This window comes from Xylanibacter brevis ATCC 19188, assembly GCF_000621725.1.
GTDB lineage: Bacteria > Bacteroidota > Bacteroidia > Bacteroidales > Bacteroidaceae > Prevotella > Prevotella brevis.
The window spans coordinates 100,591-121,062 of the sequence record NZ_JHXM01000009.1 but is presented as its reverse complement, the minus strand read 5'-3'; the positions used below and the strand labels follow the sequence as shown (position 1 = coordinate 121,062).

Here is a 20,472-nt window from a genome sequence, read left to right as displayed (position 1 = left end):
ATGCAATGAACAAGAATATGAAGAAAACCCTATTGACAGTCTTCTGCGCACTGATGTCTGCTGCTGCTATGCAGGCAGAAGACTATAAGACCACGACGTTCAACCCCGTTGAACATGCCGTCATCTCGCAGACCATCGCGCCCGATGCTCGTGCTGCAGGTATGGGTGACGTTGGTGCCGCTACCGACCCTGACGTCAACTCCCAGTATTGGAACCTGGCTAAGTATCCATTCTGTATCAGTCGTTCAGGCATCGCCTTGAACTACACCCCTTGGTTGCGCCAGTTGGTCAACGATATCGACCTGGCCTACGTGGCTGGTTACTACCGTGTGGGCGAATATGGTGCGCTGTCAGGTTCGCTGCGCTACTTCTCTTTGGGTGAGGTCTATACCGACTACGACATTGAGAATGCCATGACTGTGAAGCCCTACGAGATGTCGCTCGATGTCGCCTACTCACAGATGCTGAGCGAGACGTTCTCACTGGGTGTTGGCCTGCGTTGGATCTACAGCGACCTGCGCTATGACTATAGCGACGACTCCAAGCCCGCGTCAGCCTTTGCTGCCGACATTGCCATGTACTACAACAACTACTTGATGCTGGGCAACCGTGAGTGTCAGTTGGGCTTAGGTCTCGTGGCCAGCAACATCGGTTCCAAGATTTCCTATTATGGTGATGATGAGAGTCAGTTCATCCCCGCCAATCTCCGTCTGGGTGCCTCTTTGATGATACCTTTCGACGAGTATAATCGCTTCTCTATTGCTGCTGATGCCAACAAGCTGATGGTTCCCACGGTGCCCCGCCAGATGGTTGGAGAAGACAACTCCACCTATCAGGACCGCGTGCGCAAGGAGTATTCTGATGTAGGTGCCATTAAGGGCATGTTCCAGAGCTTCAGCGACGCCCCCGGTGGATTCAAGGAAGAGCTGGAGGAGGTGCAGTGGAGTGTCGGTGCCGAGTATGTCTATCACGACCAGTTTGCGCTGCGTGCCGGTTATCACCATGAGTCAGAGTCGAAGGGCAACCGCAAATACTTTACCGTGGGTGGCGGTTTCCGCATGAACGTCTTCTCGCTCGATGTGGGCTACGTCATCTCTACCGCCCAGTCGAACCCCCTCGACCAGACCCTTCGTTTCACCCTGGCCTTCGACATGGATGGCCTCAAGGATTTGTTTAAGTAAAAAAGAAAATCACGATTGCTATGATAAGAGTTGGAATGGGATATGATGTCCACCGACTGGTTGCCGGTCGCGACCTGTGGATGGGAGGCATCAAGTTGGATTATGAGATGGGCTTGTTGGGCCACAGTGATGCCGATGTCCTCATTCATGCCATTTGCGATGCCATCCTTGGTGCCGCCAATATGCGCGACATTGGCTATCACTTCCCCGACACATCGGCCGAGACCGAAGGTATGGACAGTAAGATCATCCTGAAGAAGACCATCGAACTGATTGCTTCCAAAGGCTACCGCCTGGGCAATATCGATGCCACCATCTGTGCCGAGAAACCCAAGATGAATCCACATATCCCTGCCATGCAGCAGTGCATGGCCCAGGTCATTGGCTGCGATCCTGATATGATTTCCATTAAGGCCACGACCACCGAGAAACTTGGTTTTACGGGACGTCAGGAAGGCATCTCCGCTTATGCCGTTGCCCTGATTGAACGTGTGTAAATAAAAAAAGTTGTAGAATAACACCCAATTTCGAATTATTTTTCCTAACTTTGCGCAGTAAATAAACTAACTTATTACTGCAATCAAAAAATCATGAAAAGGAAAAGTATTTCGATATTGGGTCTTTTCTTATGCCTTGCTGTTACCATACAGGCTCAAAAGTGGACTGATGTAACTAGCATTTTCTTGAAGAGTCCGTCGTTCGATAACAATTCTAGTGAGGGATGGGTCGTCAGTCACAACGCTCAGTCCTTCAACGTCAGACTGGAGAGTGCCGAGTTCTTCAATGGCACCTTCGATCTCAACCAGACCCCAACCCTCCCCCAAGGTCATTATCGCCTGTCAGTGCAGGCTTATTTCCGTATGTCGTCTAATCAGACGACGTGGGACGCGCGCCAGAATAGCAATGAAGCTATTACGGCCGAGTTGTATGCCGGTAATAATGCCACGACCCTGAAAAGCGTTTTCGACTATTCCTTTGATTCTTACAGAAACAACTGTTGGTCGCCCGATGATGGTTTTACCTACTTTCCAAACGGCATGGAGTCTGCCAATGAGGCTTTCAACAATGGAGGCTATGTCAATCAGTTGGAGTTCGATGCCAACGGCCAGACGCAGCTAGGACTGCGCAATTTTATCCGCGACTATAGTGACAACTGGTGCATGTTTGACAATTTCAAACTTGAGTACCAGGGCGAGTTCAATCAGGTGATGGTCAGCCAGATTGAGGTGAGTGTACCGAAGACCACACTTCAGGTAGGCGAGACCATCGACATTTCCGCCCGTGCGCTGCCTACCAACGCCACCAATCCCGAACTGACATGGGGCGTTGACAATCCTTTCATCGTCACTGTAGGCCCCGGTGGCCATTTGATTGCCCGTGGCGAAGGTACTGCCCATGTCACGGTCAGGACCATCGACGGTTCCGACCTGGCTCGCACGCTGACCTTCAAGGTGAACAAAGCAACGGTAACACCCGACGGTCGTCAGTGGGTGGACATCACCTCTTCCTATCTCACCAACCCCGATTTCACCTCCAGCGAACCGTTCGAAGGCTGGGACGTGTCGCGCAACAACGGTACGAACACCGTGCGTGCTGGGTCGATGGAGTTCTGGAATGCCTATATGTTCACTGCTCAGCAACAGATATCTGGTCTGCCCAAGGGTACTTATCGCCTCAGTGTGCTGGGCTTCCATCGTGGCTACGACCTCAATCCCACCTATACGGCCTATACCAACAGTCAGCAGGACCGCTTCGCCTGTCTTTTTGCGGGCAACGAACGTGTGCTGATGCCTTCTTATTACGACCTGCGCTATCAGACTAATGATAACAATGGCTGGCAACATTATTATATATGGACAGACGACATGGCGTATCAGAACTATGCCTTCCCTAACACCATGGAGACCACCTCGGTGGTTTATGACGAAGACAACTATAAGACATCGCTTGAATTTACCTTGAACGATGCTTCTAACGACGTAAACATCGGTGTGACACTCGACGACCAGGTCTATCGCTCAGGCAACTGGTGTATCTTCAGCCATTTCCGCTTGGAGTTCTGTGGCGACATGGTGAAGGTGAACAATATCCAACTTTCTACACCTAATACAGAACTGGTGGTCAACGAGACCGCCCAGATTTCGGCCACCGTGCTGCCTGCCAATGCCATGATCAGACAACTCAAATGGTCGTCCAACAACGAGCAAGTGGCTGTGGTCAGTCAGCAAGGTGTTGTCAGGGCTGTTGCCCCCGGCACAGCTGTCATCACGGCTCAGGCCACCGATGGCTCAGGCGTCTCTCGCAGTGTGACCATCACGGTGAAAAACAGCGGCGACGTGACAGGCTCGGTGGTCATCAACGAGGTGATGGCAGCCAATGTCGATCAGTTCGTGAGCCCCGCCTTCAACTTCGACGGATGGGTAGAGCTCTATAACACCTCTGGCAAGACACTCGACCTGACCGGCCTCTACTTCAGTGATGATGCCAACAATCTCAAGAAGTGGCGCATGCCTGCCACCGTGGGCACCATCCCCGCTCGCGGCTATAAGGTAGTCTGGTTCGATAGCAATAACATTGCACCGCAGAACGCTCCATTCAAACTCGATGTGGATGGTGGCACCATCTACCTCAGCGATGCCACTGGCAAACTGATTGCCAGTCAGACCTACCCACAAGCCCTGGAGCGTGTCAGCTATGCCCGCACCACCGATGGCGGCAGCACCTGGGGACAGACCTCCATGCCTACGCTTGAAGCCTCTAATACCACGAGCCGCTTTGCCACCGAACAGTTGGCTGCGCCTGCCGTTGATCAGGACTCACGCCTCTTCGATGGTCCTTTCACCGCCACGGTCACCATCCCTGCTGGCACCACCTTGCGCTATACCACCGATGGTTCGCTGCCCACGTTAGACAATGGCAGCACTTCTACCAATGGCACCTTCCGCATCTCAGAGACCACCAACCTGCGTCTGCGCCTGTTTGCCAACGACAAGCTTGCTTCGCCCGTGACCACACGTTCTTATATCTATCGCATCCGCGACTTCATGTTGCCCGTAGTCTCTGTTGTTGCCGACGACCGCTTTATCTACAGCAACGAGATGGGCGTCTTTGCCAAGGGTCCCAACGGACGTCCCGGCAACGGCCAGTCTGAAAAGTGCAACTGGAACATGGACTGGGAGCGACCTGTCAACTTCTCGTATCTCTCGGCACAGGGCGACATGGTATTCAACCAGGATGTCGATCTTGAGATGTGTGGCGGATGGAGCCGTGCCTGGGATCCTAAGGCTTTCAAACTGAAAGGTAATAAGGAGATGGGAGGCAATAAGAACCTGCTCTATCCCTTCTTCTCGGCAAAGCCCTACAACCGCAACCGCACCCTGCAAATCCGTAATGGCGGTAACGATAACGTCTGCCGACTGCGCGACCCGGCACTTCAGATGATAGCCAGCTCAGCCCATCTAAACCTAGATTATCAGGAGTATCAGCCCGTGCACGAGTTCGTGAACGGTCAGTATATGGGCATGCTGAATGTGCGTGAGCCCAACAATAAGCATTTTGTGTATGCTAACTATGGATGGGACGACGACGAGATTGACCAGTTTGAAATGTCGCCCGACTCAGGCTATGTTCAGAAGTGTGGTACGAAAGACGCCTTCCTCGATTTGGTCAGCCTCTCTGAGTCGGCAGCCAATCCCGAGACCTATGCTGAGATTTGCAACCAGCTCGACATCGATGCCTATGCCAACTATATGGCGCTGCAGCTCTATCTGGCCAACTGGGACTGGCCTCAGAACAATGTCAAGGGTTTCCGCCATCAGGACAATGGAAAGTTCCGCTTCGTAGCCTTCGACCTCGATGGCGTGTTCAGCTCTAACGATCCCTTCAATGGCTTCATGGGTAAGGAGTACTACACCTTCGACCAGCTCTATCCTGTTGAGTTGGGACGTATCTCTGATCAGATACGCTTTGTCACGCTTTTCCGAAATATGCTTGCCAACAGCGACTTCCGCCGCCGTTTCACCGATGTCTATTGCATGATGGGCGGCAGCGTGTTCGAGGCTCAGCGCTCTAAAGCCATCATCAATAGCATCATCGATATCACCAACCCGGCATTGGCACTGGAGGGACGTTCCGCCAACAATACCGCCAATCAGCTGAAGAACAATCTCAGCAATCGTCTGCTGACGTCTATCCGCGACTTGTGCAATTATCAGCCCATGCAGTTAGACTATGACAATCGTCAGTATGTAACGCTCAGTACCGATATTGCCAATGCCCAGTTGCTGATAGATGGCCTACAGGTACCCACCAACCGCTTCTCGGGTTACCTCTTTGCACCAGCCACACTTCGTGCCGTGGCTCCAGCCGGCTATATATTCCAAGGCTGGAAACAGCCGTCGCAGAAGAGCGAGACGATGCTCTTTGACAACGGCACCACCTGGTCTTACTATGACCAAGGCTCGTTAGACAATGCCGACTGGACCTCGCCCACCTATCAGACCACAGGATGGAATACGGGCCGTGCACCTCTGGGCTACGACAATCCCAATGTCTCTACATCTACCCGTCTGGACTACGGCGACAATACAAACGATAAGCGCCCCACATACTACTTCCGCAAGAATGTGATGCTGACCGCAGCACCTGCTGCCGATGCCGAGTTCCGTCTCTACTGTACCATCGATGATGGCGCAGTGGTCTATGTCAACGGTCATGAGGCTGGTCGTTATAACATGCCTTCTGGCAATGTGAACTACAACACGTTTGCCACAACCTATGCTAACGACAATCCCGACCGTGTGTTCTTCACGCTCGACGCCTCTCTGTTCCAGCGTGGCTCCAACGTCATTGCCGTGGAACTGCACAACAATCAGGCCAACTCGTCAGATATCCTTTGGGATGCCTCGCTCGGTATGCTGAGCGAAAACAACAGCTCCCCTGTTTACTATTCTACGAAGGAGGAGATCACCCTGCCCGAGGGCGAGGTAGAACTGGTGGCAAGTTTCCGTCCGATGAACACCATCGAACGAATGGGCTATCGCGTTAATCCTGTTTGCATCAACGAGGTGAGTGGTTCCAACAGCATCTATATCAACGAATATGCCAAGAAGAACGACTGGGTGGAACTCTACAACACCACCGATGCCGACATCGATGTGGAGGGAATGTTCCTCACCGACGATATCGACCAGCCCATGAAGTATCAGATTTCGAAGAGCGGTACCAAGGTCAACACCATCATTCCTGCCCACGGTCATCTGCTCATCTGGTGCGACAAGCTCGCCACCACCGACCAGGCCCTTCATGCTTCGTTCAAGATCAGTGGCGAGGGTGGTTATCTGATACTCTCAGACCGTGGCCGCACCTGGACCGACAAGTTCGTCTATAGTGCTCACGACGGCAACACCACGGTGGGTCGCTATCCCGATGGAACTTCGGCTATCTACCAGATGAATGTGCCCACCATCGAGAAGGCCAATATGCTCACCAGTTATCTGGTAAAAGAGCCGCAGCACGACATCATCTCGGGCGTTCAGCCAGCTTTGGTTGCTTCGGCCAATGGCTTCCGCATCCGCTATGGAGCACAGACCTTGTTTGTGAAGAGCGATGAGGCTGACAACGCCGTTGTGGATATCTTCACCACCGATGGCCGACTGATAGAGCGCACAGCCGTCAACGTCGTTGGTGGTACCGCTCGCATCAATGTCTCTCATCTGCCTTCCGGCTTCTATGTGGCACGTGCTACCAACAGTCAGAACGCACGCGTCAGCTGTAAGTTCATGAAGTAAGAGTAATCTCATTGATAAGATATGGCGGCACTATTCGCACGGAATGGTGCCGCTATTCTTTTGCTTTGGCACCGCTATTGTGGCACTTTCGCATTGCAATAGTTTAGGTTTTGGTTCCCATCTAGCCCCTAGACGAGTCGATTCTAGCCCCTGGACGAGGTCATTCTAGCCCCTAGAAATGATGCTTCCAGGGGCTAGAAATGACCTTTCTAGGGGCTAAACGTAAAACAGTTGTTTTGGTTTTAGACTTTAAAACAGCCATTTCTAGATTGTAGAACTGCTGCTTTTAAACTATAAAACTGCTGCTTTAAGTCAAATGACGAGATGCCTTTATATATTAAATTGTATTAAATCGTTTGTCTGTTTAGGGAATAATGTTACCTTTGCGTCCCAAAAGACAGAAAAACTAAAATCATCTTATATAAACCCAATAACTATCATGAAATCTTTTTTAAGTATTGTTTTCACTTTAGTAAGTATTGTTGCATTTTCCCAAGAAGAGTGTACGTTGTTTGCACATCAGGACAAGATTGACCAGCAGATGATACCAGCAGACTCCACTGTGCGCAAGGGCGTGTTGGCAAATGGTATGACCTATTATGTGTGTCGGTGTGATAATCCTGAAAAACGTGTCTATTTCGAATTGCTTGTCAGGGGCGGTTCGATGGTGGAGCAGGACAACGAGCTTGGTATTGCGCACTTCGTAGAGCACATGGCATTTAAGGGAACGAAACATTTCCCCAACAATCGTGTTATTGATTTTATGCGACACAATGGCATTGTGTTCGGACATCACAGTAATGCCTTTACGGAATACAACACGGTGCGCTATTTGCTTCACTATATTCCTTCGGACAACGCTCTGTTGGTGGATTCATGTCTGCTGTTGTTGCGCGATTGGTCTAGTGATATCGTGATGGCAGATGAAGATGCTGAGAGCGAGCGTAACGTCATTGTCGAGGAGTGGAGAATGCGCAAAGAAGCGCCTTCTGAAGAGCAGGCTTTAAATGAAATGCTGAACCACTCTGCCTATACGAAACGTAGTCCCATTGGCGATATGGACATTATCAAGAACTGTTCGCCACAACTGCTGCGTGACTTCTATCACCGTTGGTACGAACCACAGAACCAAACCGTCATCATTGTGGGCGATGTCAACCCAGACGTGATGGTGGAGAAACTGAAGGCGCGCTTTGGTGACAGGGTGCGTGGCAAGCACGTCGTTGCACCAGCTCCCAAGATTCCCGATGCTGATGGCTTGCGCTTACGTTGCTATCAGAGTAAAGTGCAAAACGCTTTTGATGTGACGTTTCTGATGAAGGTTCCTGATCAGAAAGCCGAATCACGTCATTCAATAGGCGGTCTGCGCACAGACTTCATGCGTGATAAGATTACGAAAATAATGCGATCCAAAATGATGGACTTGCAACAAGAACTTACCGGTTCGCCAGGTCTTGCTTTTGACAACTCTCTTAAGTTCGAACTGGTTGGCGGGGGAGAGGAGTTTCTCTCTTTCAAACTCTCGAGTGCTCCTGACCAGTGGCAGTCAACGTTGGAAACACTCATGAAGCAAGTGGAATTGATTCGCCGCAAGGGATTCACTCATCAAGAATGGAAGGAGACTTATACTGTCAGTATGCCTGAATTCAATGCTGACACGACAGCCCTCATACTGGTTGACACAACCTTTGTGGAACGCACACCGAAACAACGCACAAGCGTAGATTTGATGAAAGCTTGTACAAACGACTTCCTAAAAGGAAAGACGATTAAGCAGCCAATGGCAAGTGAAGTGGCGCATAGTTACATTGTATCCACGATGACACAAGAGCAGATGCACCAAGAATTCCTCAAGCTGACCGACGACCGAAACCTGCTCATCACGATGATGTTTCCCGAAAAGGCGAATGTGCCTACGGAGGAAGAGGCTTTGGCGGTGGTCAAGCGCGTAAAGCAAATGTGCGACGACGAACTTTTGAGCGTTGAAAAGCTAATGGAGAGTGAACAAGATGATAGAGATATTGATAGCACGGATGTAGTCCTCGTTCCTCCATCGTTGAAAAAGTTTAAAGTGCTGAATGATAGTATCAGCGAAGCTTTTTTGCCGAATGGTGTCAAGGTTGTGCTATGGAAGGATAAGGGCAGTGTCTTAACGAAGTTCGTCTTTTATCGTCCGTCAGGTCTCTCTGTGTTAAATAACGAGGAGTATGGCTATCGCAGTTTGCTGGACAAATGTGTCGTAAAATATAAAAACGGCCCGATTCTTTCTTTCGATGATTATTCAGATAAGATCGAGGTGGAGATTTTCGAGCAAAGTGCTGTAGAGAATAGTCTAAAGGGATTTTACTTAAACCTGACCTGTACTGATGTGGACTCTGTTAAGTTTTACAAAAGCCTGAAACAACTTCAGGAAAAAACCGCAACAAGTGACAACCCATTAATAACGGCAAGAAATAAAATTAAAAATCTGCCAAGTGCATCGCTTGACAGAATCAATGCACTGACAGCTGATCAACTCTCTGCATTCTCTTTAGACCATTTCTGCCAGATAGTGAAAAAGTATAAATCTAATTATAATGGCTCTGTGCTGTTGGTTCATGGAAACTACGAAATAGACAGCATCATGCCATCTATTATGAAATATATTGCAACTCTTCCATCGGAGAAAAAGCCCGTGAAGCGAATGGTATGGCCTTCAGACCACTATAAAACTAGTAATTCTACGCTGGTAGAAAAAGTGGAAATGGATAAGCCTTATTGCGAGACCTATATAATGTATGTTTGGGAGAAAGGATACAAATATACGCCACAGACAAATGCTCATAATAATGTGCTGCAGAGAGTTCTTGGAAAACTTCTTTTCAATGTGCTACGTAAGCAGCATAGTGATGTGTATTCACCTTTTTGTAGTGTGAATACCATAGTACAACCCATTCCTCGTCTGTACTGTCCTATTATTTATACATGTGACCCCAGTCAGCGTGAGCGCATTGCTCAAGACGTGAGAGATATGGTCAATGATATGGTAGAAGGCGGTTTGATAACGCAAGAACTCATAGACAGCTCGGTGAAGGAGATAGAAACTTCTAATAAGCAGGTGATGGAATTCTTAAAAGCAAATAAGCAGGATCCATGTAATACTTATCTGAATCGTGAGTTTGGCGATGAGCTTGACGATCCTTTTGATTTGACTTGTGTAAGGCAGGTTACACCAGCTTCACTTAAAGCATATCTGAGAAAAATGCTCAAGAAAGGCAGTTGTCATATAGGGTACATTACAACGGAATAAGTTTGGCGGCTCCAAACGGATGGTTTGGGGCCGCCAAACGACTTGAATAGCGCCTCCAAACGGGTCGTTTGGGGGCGCTATTCTTTTTTACTTGCGAAAACACTTGCGGAAGATGGGGGTGCCATCGCTTCCTGTGCAGCTTTCTATGTAGATGCCGTGAGATGGACGGCTCTGTAGGACTGTGCCTTGCAGGTTGTAGAACCGTGACTTGACTACGGGATGTTGCATAGGGAGAATGCCTGCCGTGGGGTCGAAAGCAGTGGGCTCTATTACCCAGCGCAGACGGGTGCGGTCGGCATGACCATTAAAGAATTCCAGCGGACCACCTGTGCCATTGGCATCGGCTGTTCCCACGTTCAGACACTTGTTGGAAGTGCTGCTGACATCGATGAAGAAGGCCAGCTTGTCGTTGTCCGTCTTGGCATAGTAGGGACGCACGGAAAGGGGCATGTCGGTGAGGAAGGCAGCAAAACCTTCGGCACCAGGAAAAGCCAACTGTTGGGCCATAGTCATGGTGGCGCAAAGAAGGAATGTAATTGTTAGAATGGTTTTAGATTTAATATTAGTCGATTAGTTTGCACTGCAAAAGTTATTGCTTTTCTGCGATATAGCCAAAAGTTCTTGGAATATATATAAAAAAAGTCCGCTGCAACTCTCTCGAGCAACAGCGGAACAAGCCTATGTTTAACTAAAAATCCTTTTTCTCTAAAAGAAATTTTCAATCCACAAAGGACTAAAAATTTGAAAGTTTAAAAGGGAGCTTCACAGCGACCTCCTGTTATCCTACAGTTGAAAACTTTCTTTTTTACCAATAACTAAAAACCTAAAACTATAAATATTACTACTAACCTAAAACAATCTATTAACCTTTTGATGATGCAAAGGTACGCACTTTTTGGGAATCATCAAGCAAGTATTGCATCATTTTTCGAAAAAAATGCAGTGTTCTTGACGTAAATCAACCAATTGTGTGCGATAACAGCGAAAAATACACTGTTTTTGAATGGATGTTGCAAAAAAGTAATTACCTTTGTCTTTGCTTATGAAAGTATTGATTGTGAACACGAGCGAACAGACGGGTGGGGCAGCCGTTGCAGCCAACCGTTTGATGGCTTCTCTAAATAATTATGGTGTAAAAGCCAAGATGCTGGTGCGCGACAAACAGACGCAGGACATCAGCGTGGTGGGACTGGAAGGAAAACTGCAGAAACGATGGTATTTCCTTTGGGAACGCTTTGTGGTGTTCTGTAAGTTGCACTTCCAGCGCGACCATCTTTTCGAGATAGACTTGGCCAATGCCGGCACCGATATCACTCGACTGCCTGAGTTTGCCGAGGCCGACATCATTCACCTGCACTGGATTAATCAGGGTTTCCTGTCGCTGAAGACCATCGGCAAGATCCTGCGCAGCGGTAAACCAGTGGTGTGGACCATGCACGACATGTGGCCCGCAACGGCCATCTGCCACCTGACGCTGGGATGCAACAACTTCCGCACGGGCTGTAAGAACTGCAAGTATCTGCCTGGCGGCGGAGGCGAACATGACCTTTCGGCACGGGTGTGGAAACGCAAGGAAGCCATGCTGGAACAGGGCAGCATCACGTTTGTGGCCTGCAGCAAGTGGCTGGAGCAGGAGGCTAAGAGCAGTGACCTGCTGCAGGGACAAAGCATCACCAGCATCCCGAACCCCATCGATGTAAACCTGTTTTGTCCAGGTTCGCGCGAGGAGGCTTGCCAGGCTGAGGGTTTGCCCACCGACCAGCGCCTCATCTTGTTTGTCTGTCAGCGTGCCACCAACCCCAACAAGGGCATGCAGTACTTGATAGACGCCTGCCGGAAACTGGCCGACGAGCATCCCGAGATGAAAGAGAATACGGGCGTTGTCATCCTGGGCGGCCATGCCGACGAGGTGGCGCAGCAGTTGCCTTTCGCTGCCTATCCCATGGGCTATGTCAGCGATCGCCAGCGCATAGTGCGCCTTTACAGGGCAGCCAGCATGTTTGTGCTGCCATCGCTCAGCGAGAACCTGCCCAACACCATCATGGAGGCCATGGCCTGCGGCGTGCCCTGTCTGGGCTTCCGCGTAGGCGGTATCCCCGAGGAGATAGACCACCTGAAGAATGGCTACGTGGCCGACTATCGGTCGGTGGAAGACCTGGCCAAGGGCATAGACTGGATACTGAACAAAGCCGATCGTGCAGCGCTGAGTGCTGAGGCTGTGAAGAAGGTGCGTCATCACTATGCCACGCAGCAGGTGATGGTGCGCTATATTGAGGTTTATCAGCAAGTGCTGGCTCAGAAACACTTAATGATATGATACGTTTCACAGTTGTCACCATCACCTATAATGCCGAGCAGGTGCTGGAGCGAACGCTGCAAAGTGTGCTGCACCAGACCTACGAGGGAGTGGAGCATCTTATTGTAGATGGCAAATCCAAGGATGGCACCGTCGGCATGGCGCAGCGCTACAAGGAAGTGAGCGATGCCTCGGGCAATCACCATAAGGTGATCATCCAGTCGGAGCCCGACCACGGCATCTACGATGCCATGAACAAGGGACTGACGCAAGCCTCGGGCGACTATATCGTGTTTATGAATGCGGGCGACTTCTTCCCGCAGGCCGACACCATCGAGCAGATTGTGCGTCGCTGCCGACTGAGCGAGTGTGCCACGGCCGAACTGCCCGCTGTGCTCTATGGCAACACGGACATCGTGGATGGCGAGGGCCACTATCTGTATCCGCGACGTCTGCAACCACCTGCCCACCTCACATGGCGCTCGTTCAGAAAGGGCATGCTGGTGTGTCATCAGGCTTTTTATGTGCGCACGGACATTGCCAAGAACATGCAGTATGATACGCACTATCGCTTCTCGGCCGACGTGGACTGGTGCATCCGCGTGATGCGCGAGGCAGACCGAATGGGACTTCCTCTATATAATATAAATATGGTAGTAGCTAATTATACAGAGGAAGGAGCCACAACACAGCATCATCGTGAATCATTGAAGGAACGATATCGCGTCATGGCGCAACATTACGGACACGTCAGCACATTCCTGATGCATTGCTGGTTTGTTGTGAGGGCCATCATAAAAAAGTAGTGATTCGATAGGAATCACTACTTTTTCTTGTTTTACAATTGTTCTATACTACTTTATTTCAAGATAACCTTCTTGCCATTCTGAATAGCTATGCCGCGGAAGTTAGCATTGATGCGCTGACCTGCGAGGTTGTAGATCGCTCCATGCTTTGAAACATTTGTGGCTTTGACTTGTTGAATATCATTTAATACACCTTGAATGCCAAAGACGGTGTAGTAACCACCATTCTCAAATGCAAAGTCTGAAGTTTGTGGGTAGCCGTGATTGCTAAATAGAATCTTAGTCGGCATCTTTTCTCCTAACTTCACTTCCCAGCACCATACGTCACGTTTCTGGTCGTCTCGTCCTACTCTGGTCATACGGTCTCCAGGCCAATCAGTATTCGTGCAGAAATTCTTGTCTTCCGACCAAGCCCAAACGTATGGCTCGTCATAGTCCATATTACCGCGGAAGTAAACGTACGTTTTATTGTTGATTACCTTTGCACAACTTGGCAGAACAACAGGCTCTGGCGTGTAGTATTCGCTAGTAATATCTGTATAGTTTGTGTTCTTGTCATCGTTGTCGAGGTCGAAAGTGAAATATTTGTCGTGCTGTAGCACCAGGTCGTTCGTCTGAACAGCGGCTCCATTGTTAAAGATAATATTAACAGGACTTTCTGTAAAGGTGTGCTTCCAGAAAGTTCGACCTTTGACAGTTGTTGTCTCGCTCATCAGAGTGCCGGGCCAACTGGCGTTGATAGGCTGGTTGTTGTTGTCCCATGCATAGAGGTAGGGAGCCTCGTCGCAGGCAACATAGGCTGTGGCAGGACCTGAGACATCCTCACCATTGGAGTCCACTCCAGAACGAAGTCCGTTGACGGTAACATTATTGCTGACATAGAAAGCATAGTTTTCGCCTTTACTAATCAGTTGATAACCGTCGGGAGTACCATAACTGGCAGCTGAACCACAATAGGCTGCAACTGTTCCTACGGAACCTTGTGTTTTCAGAATAACACCACCATCAACAACTTCTAGCTGTTTTATGCCACTTTGGTTTGTTACACCGGCAGCTTTACGAGCAAGAATCATGTTGCCAATAGCAATGGGATAGCGCTTCCAGTGCTTAAGAAAAATACATGGCGTTCCAGGTAATGCCAGAATATATGCATTGGCGGCAATCACGTTTTTACGTAAACGGTTACCATCCTCATCGCGGAATGTGTCATGGTTGTCGATGAAGGATACGCTATAGCGTTTATAACTATCATCTTTAGATAGGGCTGCTTCTTGCAACTTATTCCAATTGCCGTCGCCAAAGGCTTCTTTGATTTGGTATTTTAATGGGAAATCGAATGCTGCCGAGGTCCATCCTGTTTCTGATATCCACCACTTAATGGCGTCAATGCCGTCCCAATATTCACCTACGCAGAACTGAGGCTTGGCATGTTCGTTGTACATCTTGGTATATTGGGGGGCGTAGCCCTTCACCATGTCAAGGCGGAAACCAACATAGCCTAACTCCTTGAGGAGGAAGTCCAGATAGGTTTTACAGTTCTTTTGTACGTTGGCAGACGTGTGGTCCAAGTCTCGACCGCCACTGAAATCTGTACCCGTATCATCAGCACCAGTCACTGGCCATCCCCTCTCTTTGACATACCCTCCGTCATCATTATTACAAATGTCAGCACCGCTCCATGTTAATTTGTAGGTTACGTCAGAATTCACTATTCCCGCTCTTTCCTCATTAACAAAGTCAATCCATGAACCATTTTCTCCTCGGGGTGACTTATGGTTAATGACTACATCACTGATGAAACCTACACCTTTTTCCTTATAGGTGTTAATCATAGTGGTGAGGTATGACTCTTTTGCACCAAAGGAGCTGATGTGGTTGAGCCAATAGATAGGCATGTATCCCATCTTGTTGCCGGAACCGCAGTTGCCGGAATTTGGAATCCAAATCAAGTCTATGTAAGGAGCTATTTGGTCTGCCTGGGCTGTCAAGTTAGTCCATTTTGTATCTTCGTACGAGTCCCAATAGAAACCTTGTAGCATCACACCACCATAGTTATCGGGCCATTGGGCGAAAGAAAACTGTGCAAATAGTAAAGCAACGATAAATGCGTAGAATTTCTTCATGATAAAATTTAATCGTTAGTTGTACTTATAGTTTTATTTAGCAAAAATAGTTTTTTTTGTGATAGTACATGTGTCGTGTGTGCAAAAAGAGACTAGGATAAAATGAAAACGTTTGCGCGAGTGAGGAATATGAAAGCAACCAGCCTGAATGCAAAATCATTCAGGCTGGTTGCAGTTTTTTATCGTACGAACTTTTTCCCGTTGGTGATAAAGATACCGTGCGGCAGTGTGGATTTGTCGTTTCCCGCATAGCGACCGTCTATGGTATAATATCGTTGCAATCTGTTTTGTTGCTTATTAACGACGTTACCGATACCTGTGACAATGTCGCGTAAGCCATCTTGATTGTAGTATCCTCCGTTCTTGAATGTCAGGTTGTCTGTCTGTGGGTCACCATTGCTACTAAAAATGATAAGAGTAGGTTGGGTGGCATTACCGCTACCCTTGTAATCGGTAGCTTTGAATGTCCACTTCCATACATCCTTCCCGTTGTTCGTTCCTAACTTGGTGCATTCAACGCCTGGCCATGTGCCCCCCGTATAGTTGGCGTTGCTATTGTTGGCGTTCCACGCCCAGCACTTGATGGTATTCGTCCATGTTATAGGAGCTTCGAAGAAGGCGCACACCTCACCATCAGCTACGGTACAGAAACTCGGAATAGAGAAAGGCTCTACATATTCCACTTCATACTCACGTGTGATGATGTCGCCTGTGATGTTTCCATTGACAAGCATGGCAGCCTTCAAGGTTGTTGTGCCAATAGGAATGGTAATCTTCTCACCGCTAGCTACACTAGGACTCGAAGCCGTAGGAGTTGAACCGTCTGTAGTATAAACTATGCGGGCATTCTGAGTAGTTATTGCAGCAAGTATTACCTTCTGCTCTCCTTGATACTTGCCTGATGCATGACTGATCCATGCTGTATTTCCAACTGTATTGCGGATGTAATAAGCGTAATGGTAGCCATCCAAAATCTTTACCCATCCATTGTCGGTTGGTGCATAGTTTGATACGTTTCCAAGCACGGCTATCAGACGGTCGTCTGTAGAGAACGCATAACAAGCGGTGCTGTTCTTTAGTCGTGTGATACTACTGGTGTTGCTAATGCCTGCTAGTCTTCTGGCCTCAATCATTGGCTTGATGAATTCCTTGCAGTCAATCCAGTGCTTTAAGAATACACAAGGTGTTCCTGGCATTGCCAGCATGTGTGCGTTACCTGCCAATGTGTCTTTTTTGATGGGATCTTGTGGCGCATTTGCAGAACGGAATTCCGTGTCGTGGTTCTCAATGAAGGTGACACCATATCGTCTGTAGTTGCCATCTGATGCAAGACTACTATTGGCTAGTTTTGCCCAGTTTCCATTATTGCATGCATCACGGACAGTATATCTGAATGGAAAATCGAAAGCTGCACTTTGAATGACATTATCAACCTTAGTGCTGTTAATCCATGATTTTACATTTGACGCATTTCCATCCCAGTATTCTCCCACCGAGTATTTGGGGCTAGAGTCTTTATTATAGAGGCCTGTGAATGTGCCACTATAACCCTTTACCATGTCATAGCGGAAGCCTGCATAGCCTAAATCCTCCAGTAACGCATGGAGATAGGCTTTGACTATATTTTGAACATTCTCGCTCTTGTGATCAAGGTCGCGCATGCCATCCCAACCTTCGCCTGTGTCTGCAGCGCCGAGGGCCACTTTCAGACGTGTGGCTTCTGTTTGTGCCTTGCCGTTGTCATCGTCGCTGCAGACATCTGTCGAGGTCATCGTGTAGGTGATGTTGTTATATGTTTCTGTGGGAAACCCAAACCATCCGCTTCCGCTTTTTCGGTGGTTGATGACTACATCAGCAATTGTTTCTATTTTTTTTTCTTTAAAGGTGCTAATCATTGAGCGTAATTGCTTTTCGCTTCCAAAAGAACTGGTATAGTGGTCAGTACCTGGAAACAAATAGTATGGGTCGTAACCCATGGATTTTCCATTGCAGTTACCGCTCTGTGGTATCCATACCAGTTGGAAATACTGTGATAACTCGTCAACCTGTGCTTGTAGATTTGTCCATTTTGAAGCCTTGTTATAGGAGTCCCAATAAAAGGCTTGCAACATGACTCCCTTGTATTCTGATGGCCAACCCTGTGCCATCATTGGTGAAGATACAAGAAGCGTTAGCAGTGAAAGTAGTAGCTTTTTCATCGTTTTCGCGCTTTATAGTTATTGTCTTGCAAATATACGAATATTAATGATTGGTTATATCTCTTTTAGTGTAAAAACTTAATTGTGTATATGCAATCGGTTGTCCTGTAATATAGAAGAGGCGGACATCTCATCATGGATGTCCGCCTCTTCATGTATTGTTGTAAATCGAGTTGTATCGATTTACGATTATTAGTATATTACTTCATCAGCATCTTACGACCATTCTGGATAGCGATACCGCGGAATGCTTTATTGATGCGCTGACCTTGCATGTTGTAGATAGCATTGTTGGCTTTGATGGTCTTTACAGTGCTAATTCCTGCTGGATCTGGTTCCGTCAATTCAACTGAGAGGAACTTAGAGTCAGGAATGAATGTGAAGATGACGTCATAGGTGCCAGCAAGCTCAACTGTGAAATTCATGTTTTCACCACCATCACCATATGACTCGTCCCAACTATGGTTTGCACATACTTTGAATTGGAATTCTGTTGCATCAAGTTCGATGTTAGGCTTAATCAGTTCGAATGAGCCGTCTTCCAACTTAACCATGTCGTTTTTTGTATTTGTAGGATCCCAAGTTGTACCGAAGATAGGTTCGCTGCTACCTGCAATTGTCCAAGTCTTTTCAGCAATGATAACATCACCTGTCTTTGTGGTTTCCACGGTAAATTCTCTGTTCTCAAGGTCTACGCTAAAGCTAATGGTGTATTTACCATTCTCTACAACTGCAATCGTAATGTTGGGATAATCTTTTCCCTCTTCGTCTTTTGAAGCAAATTTGCCTTCGCCAGCATTACCATTCCATTGTCCGTCAACTACAATTTTGAATTCATAATTAACATATGCTTCCAGAATGACATCAGTTTTTTGCAAAGTATAGTGAATACCATCCTTTGTAATCATTGTATTAGCTTCAGCATCTGCTTTCCAGCTTTCACCAAAAATTGCGGTAGCACCAGCGAGGACTACGGTGCTTTCCGTTGGCCCATCGTATTCACCGGTTTTTTCGGCTGCTGCATTTAACGCAACTTTCCCCTCAGTAAGATCAAGTGAGAATGTGATTCTGTATGCACCATTTTCTGCAATTTCAATGGGTACGTTCTGAGCGTCATCACCGCTCACTCCATCTTTACCGATAGCATTAGGCCAACCTCCATTGACACAAGCTTTGAAGTAATAGGTGTTTTTCTTCAACATCACGTTCTCCTTGACCAAAGTATAGTGGATGTTGTCAGTCGTGGTCATGACGTTAGTCTCTGAAGCAGGATTCCAACCATCACCCATCAAAGCTGCATCACCAGCAATGGTCCATGTGTCTTGTGCCTGCATGCCAAGGGCTGCTGCCAGCATTACTAATAGCGTAAAAATTTTCTTCATAATTGTTTCGTTTTAAAGTTAATAATTATAGTAAGAATTAATGTTCTGTTGTTTTAACGCGTCATGTCCTTTCTGTGGCAAAATTAAATATTTTTTGGAATGTGTGTTCACGTTCTTGAAAAAAAATGTAATTAGCGAGATGCAAACGTTTTCGCGTTTCTAAGGTTGTAAGGAAGTGGGTGGGTTGCATTAACCACACCTCACTTCTTTTAATTGATAATCAGATGATTGCTATTCTACGGGGACAAAGTGGGCTGCACCAGTGATGTCACAGAAGTAAACATCATAGGTACCTGCTGGTACAGTAATGTTCTTCTTGTCCTTTGTGCAAATCTTTGCCCAATCAATACCGGCATTCCATTCCTTGTCGTTTTCGCCATAGCCCCAAACCATGTCATCGCTATGATTAGCACGGAACTTCAGGTCAGTGTCGCTGGCGAATGTATGACGATAGTACCAATTATGCTTGGTAGGATCAACAGCAGTGAGTTCAATCTCGCTGTTGTCGCTGGCAAGTAACATGGCAATACTGGTATAAGTGGTAGGATTCTGGTTCTCAAGTTTTTCCCACTTAAAGGTAAGTGCCTCCAGATCAATGGTGAATGTGTAGTACTCAGCTGTTGGAGCAATGAAGAAGTTGTCCTTGTTGCCCTGAACAACATTTCCGTTTATAGACTTGTCGTTTTTGGTTTCAGTTGCATAGACTTTAGAGAAGTCCTTCTTAGGATAGTCGTTCTTCCAGTAGCTGATATTCCATACCAATATGTCACCAGCCGTACGTGCGGTATACTTTGTGGTGTACGAGAATGCCATGTCGTTACCTTCAATAGGAGTCATGACGTACTTGTAAGCATTGTCGGCCGTCACATTTCCTGTTGCCTTACCAAACAGATAGTAGTACGGATCTTCAAGCTTCTCAGGTGTAATCCTGATTGTGAAGGGGTCGGACAGGTAGATTAATTGCGCTTCTTTGTCATGAACTGCATTTGCCAGTACCTGAGCTGTGAATGTACGTTCTGTAGCTTTTTTGCCATAGAAAGCATACACCAGATTAGTAAGCTCCTCCTTAGTGACATTTCCGTCTTCTGTTGCCATAACATCATGAGGCTGTGACTTAGGTTTGTCCACAGGTCTTGCTTCGATGCGTAAATTCTCAAAAGTTATTCCACTGGGTAGAGTTCCTGTGGTAAGGGTAAACATCTTGACAGCATCTTCCGTCATGACACCTAAGTCAATAGGGGTTGTGGCTGCGGCAGAAACTGCGGCCTGGAAACCGTCAACTGTTATTACGGGCTCCTGCGGGTAAACAGGTGGCATCGGATAGTCATTGTGGCTTTCATCACAGGCGGTCAGTGACCAGCCTGCGATGACGAGCATCAATAATGATAATATCTTTTTCATAATCATT

The 20,472-nt window shown here is 47.7% G+C and carries 11 protein-coding genes; 6 read left to right on the top strand and 5 right to left on the bottom strand.

Annotated features, from left to right (window positions below; genetic code table 11):
* Window positions 1-5: 5 nt before the first annotated feature.
* From porV to T433_RS0106150, 4 genes are all read left to right on the top strand, one after another.
* Window positions 6-1,181: a type IX secretion system outer membrane channel protein PorV gene (gene porV, locus T433_RS0106165; RefSeq protein WP_027451108.1), complete on the top strand. Its 1,176-nt coding sequence runs from the start codon at window positions 6-8 to the stop codon at window positions 1,179-1,181.
* Window positions 1,182-1,201: 20 nt separating this feature from the next.
* Window positions 1,202-1,678: a 2-C-methyl-D-erythritol 2,4-cyclodiphosphate synthase gene (gene ispF / locus T433_RS0106160; RefSeq protein WP_027451107.1), complete on the top strand. Its 477-nt coding sequence runs from the start codon at window positions 1,202-1,204 to the stop codon at window positions 1,676-1,678.
* A 93-nt stretch (window positions 1,679-1,771) separates the two neighbouring features.
* Complete coding sequence (locus T433_RS0106155) at window positions 1,772-6,970, top strand: CotH kinase family protein (protein ID WP_081778394.1); 5,199 nt, start codon at window positions 1,772-1,774, stop codon at window positions 6,968-6,970.
* Between the two features lie 508 nt (window positions 6,971-7,478).
* Window positions 7,479-10,259: an insulinase family protein gene (locus tag T433_RS0106150; protein WP_027455247.1), complete on the top strand. Its 2,781-nt coding sequence runs from the start codon at window positions 7,479-7,481 to the stop codon at window positions 10,257-10,259.
* A gap of 87 nt (window positions 10,260-10,346) precedes the next feature.
* Here T433_RS0106150 and T433_RS0106145 read toward each other — a convergent pair whose 3' ends face one another.
* Window positions 10,347-10,772 (bottom strand): hypothetical protein, encoded by a 426-nt coding sequence (locus tag T433_RS0106145; RefSeq protein ID WP_027455246.1) that lies wholly within the window; start codon window positions 10,770-10,772, stop codon window positions 10,347-10,349.
* 529 nt (window positions 10,773-11,301) lie between these two features.
* On the opposite strand from T433_RS0106145, the gene T433_RS0106140 reads away from it, so the two are divergent.
* Together T433_RS0106140 and T433_RS0106135 are read left to right on the top strand one after the other, a co-directional pair.
* Window positions 11,302-12,576 (top strand): glycosyltransferase family 4 protein, encoded by a 1,275-nt coding sequence (locus T433_RS0106140; RefSeq protein WP_027455245.1) that lies wholly within the window; start codon window positions 11,302-11,304, stop codon window positions 12,574-12,576.
* Window positions 12,573-13,361 (top strand): glycosyltransferase family 2 protein, encoded by a 789-nt coding sequence (locus tag T433_RS0106135; protein ID WP_027455244.1) that lies wholly within the window; start codon window positions 12,573-12,575, stop codon window positions 13,359-13,361. The genes T433_RS0106140 and T433_RS0106135 overlap by 4 nt, the downstream gene beginning before the upstream one ends.
* Window positions 13,362-13,414: 53 nt before the next feature.
* Here T433_RS0106135 and T433_RS14830 read toward each other — a convergent pair whose 3' ends face one another.
* From T433_RS14830 to T433_RS0106115, 4 genes are all read right to left on the bottom strand, one after another.
* Entirely contained in the window at window positions 13,415-15,484 is a 2,070-nt protein-coding gene (locus tag T433_RS14830) for a starch-binding protein (protein ID WP_052357020.1), read from the bottom strand.
* A 179-nt stretch (window positions 15,485-15,663) separates the two neighbouring features.
* Window positions 15,664-17,682, bottom strand: a complete 2,019-nt coding sequence (locus T433_RS0106125; RefSeq protein ID WP_027455243.1) for a chitobiase/beta-hexosaminidase C-terminal domain-containing protein — start codon at window positions 17,680-17,682, stop codon at window positions 15,664-15,666.
* A gap of 200 nt (window positions 17,683-17,882) precedes the next feature.
* On the bottom strand, window positions 17,883-19,064 hold the full coding sequence (locus T433_RS0106120; RefSeq protein WP_155808410.1) for a pullulanase X25 domain-containing protein: 1,182 nt from the start codon (window positions 19,062-19,064) through the stop codon (window positions 17,883-17,885).
* A gap of 231 nt (window positions 19,065-19,295) precedes the next feature.
* On the bottom strand, window positions 19,296-20,465 hold the full coding sequence (locus T433_RS0106115) for an Outer membrane protein SusF domain-containing protein (RefSeq protein ID WP_155808409.1): 1,170 nt from the start codon (window positions 20,463-20,465) through the stop codon (window positions 19,296-19,298).
* Window positions 20,466-20,472: the final 7 nt, after the last annotated feature.

Bases quoted from the DNA above. Each gene is read 5' to 3' on its own strand.
- T433_RS0106125 (WP_027455243.1), bottom strand. From the start codon at position 17,682: ATGAAAAAGCTACTACTTTCACTGCTAACGCTTCTTGTATCTTCACCA.
- T433_RS0106155 (WP_081778394.1), top strand. From the start codon at position 1,772: ATGAAAAGGAAAAGTATTTCGATATTGGGTCTTTTCTTATGCCTTGCT.
- porV (WP_027451108.1), top strand. From the start codon at position 6: ATGAACAAGAATATGAAGAAAACCCTATTGACAGTCTTCTGCGCACTG.
- T433_RS0106120 (WP_155808410.1), bottom strand. From the start codon at position 19,064: ATGAAGAAAATTTTTACGCTATTAGTAATGCTGGCAGCAGCCCTTGGC.
- T433_RS0106145 (WP_027455246.1), bottom strand. From the start codon at position 10,772: ATGACTATGGCCCAACAGTTGGCTTTTCCTGGTGCCGAAGGTTTTGCT.
- T433_RS14830 (WP_052357020.1), bottom strand. From the start codon at position 15,484: ATGAAGAAATTCTACGCATTTATCGTTGCTTTACTATTTGCACAGTTT.
- T433_RS0106135 (WP_027455244.1), top strand. From the start codon at position 12,573: ATGATACGTTTCACAGTTGTCACCATCACCTATAATGCCGAGCAGGTG.
- T433_RS0106140 (WP_027455245.1), top strand. From the start codon at position 11,302: ATGAAAGTATTGATTGTGAACACGAGCGAACAGACGGGTGGGGCAGCC.
- ispF (WP_027451107.1), top strand. From the start codon at position 1,202: ATGATAAGAGTTGGAATGGGATATGATGTCCACCGACTGGTTGCCGGT.
- T433_RS0106115 (WP_155808409.1), bottom strand. From the start codon at position 20,465: ATGAAAAAGATATTATCATTATTGATGCTCGTCATCGCAGGCTGGTCA.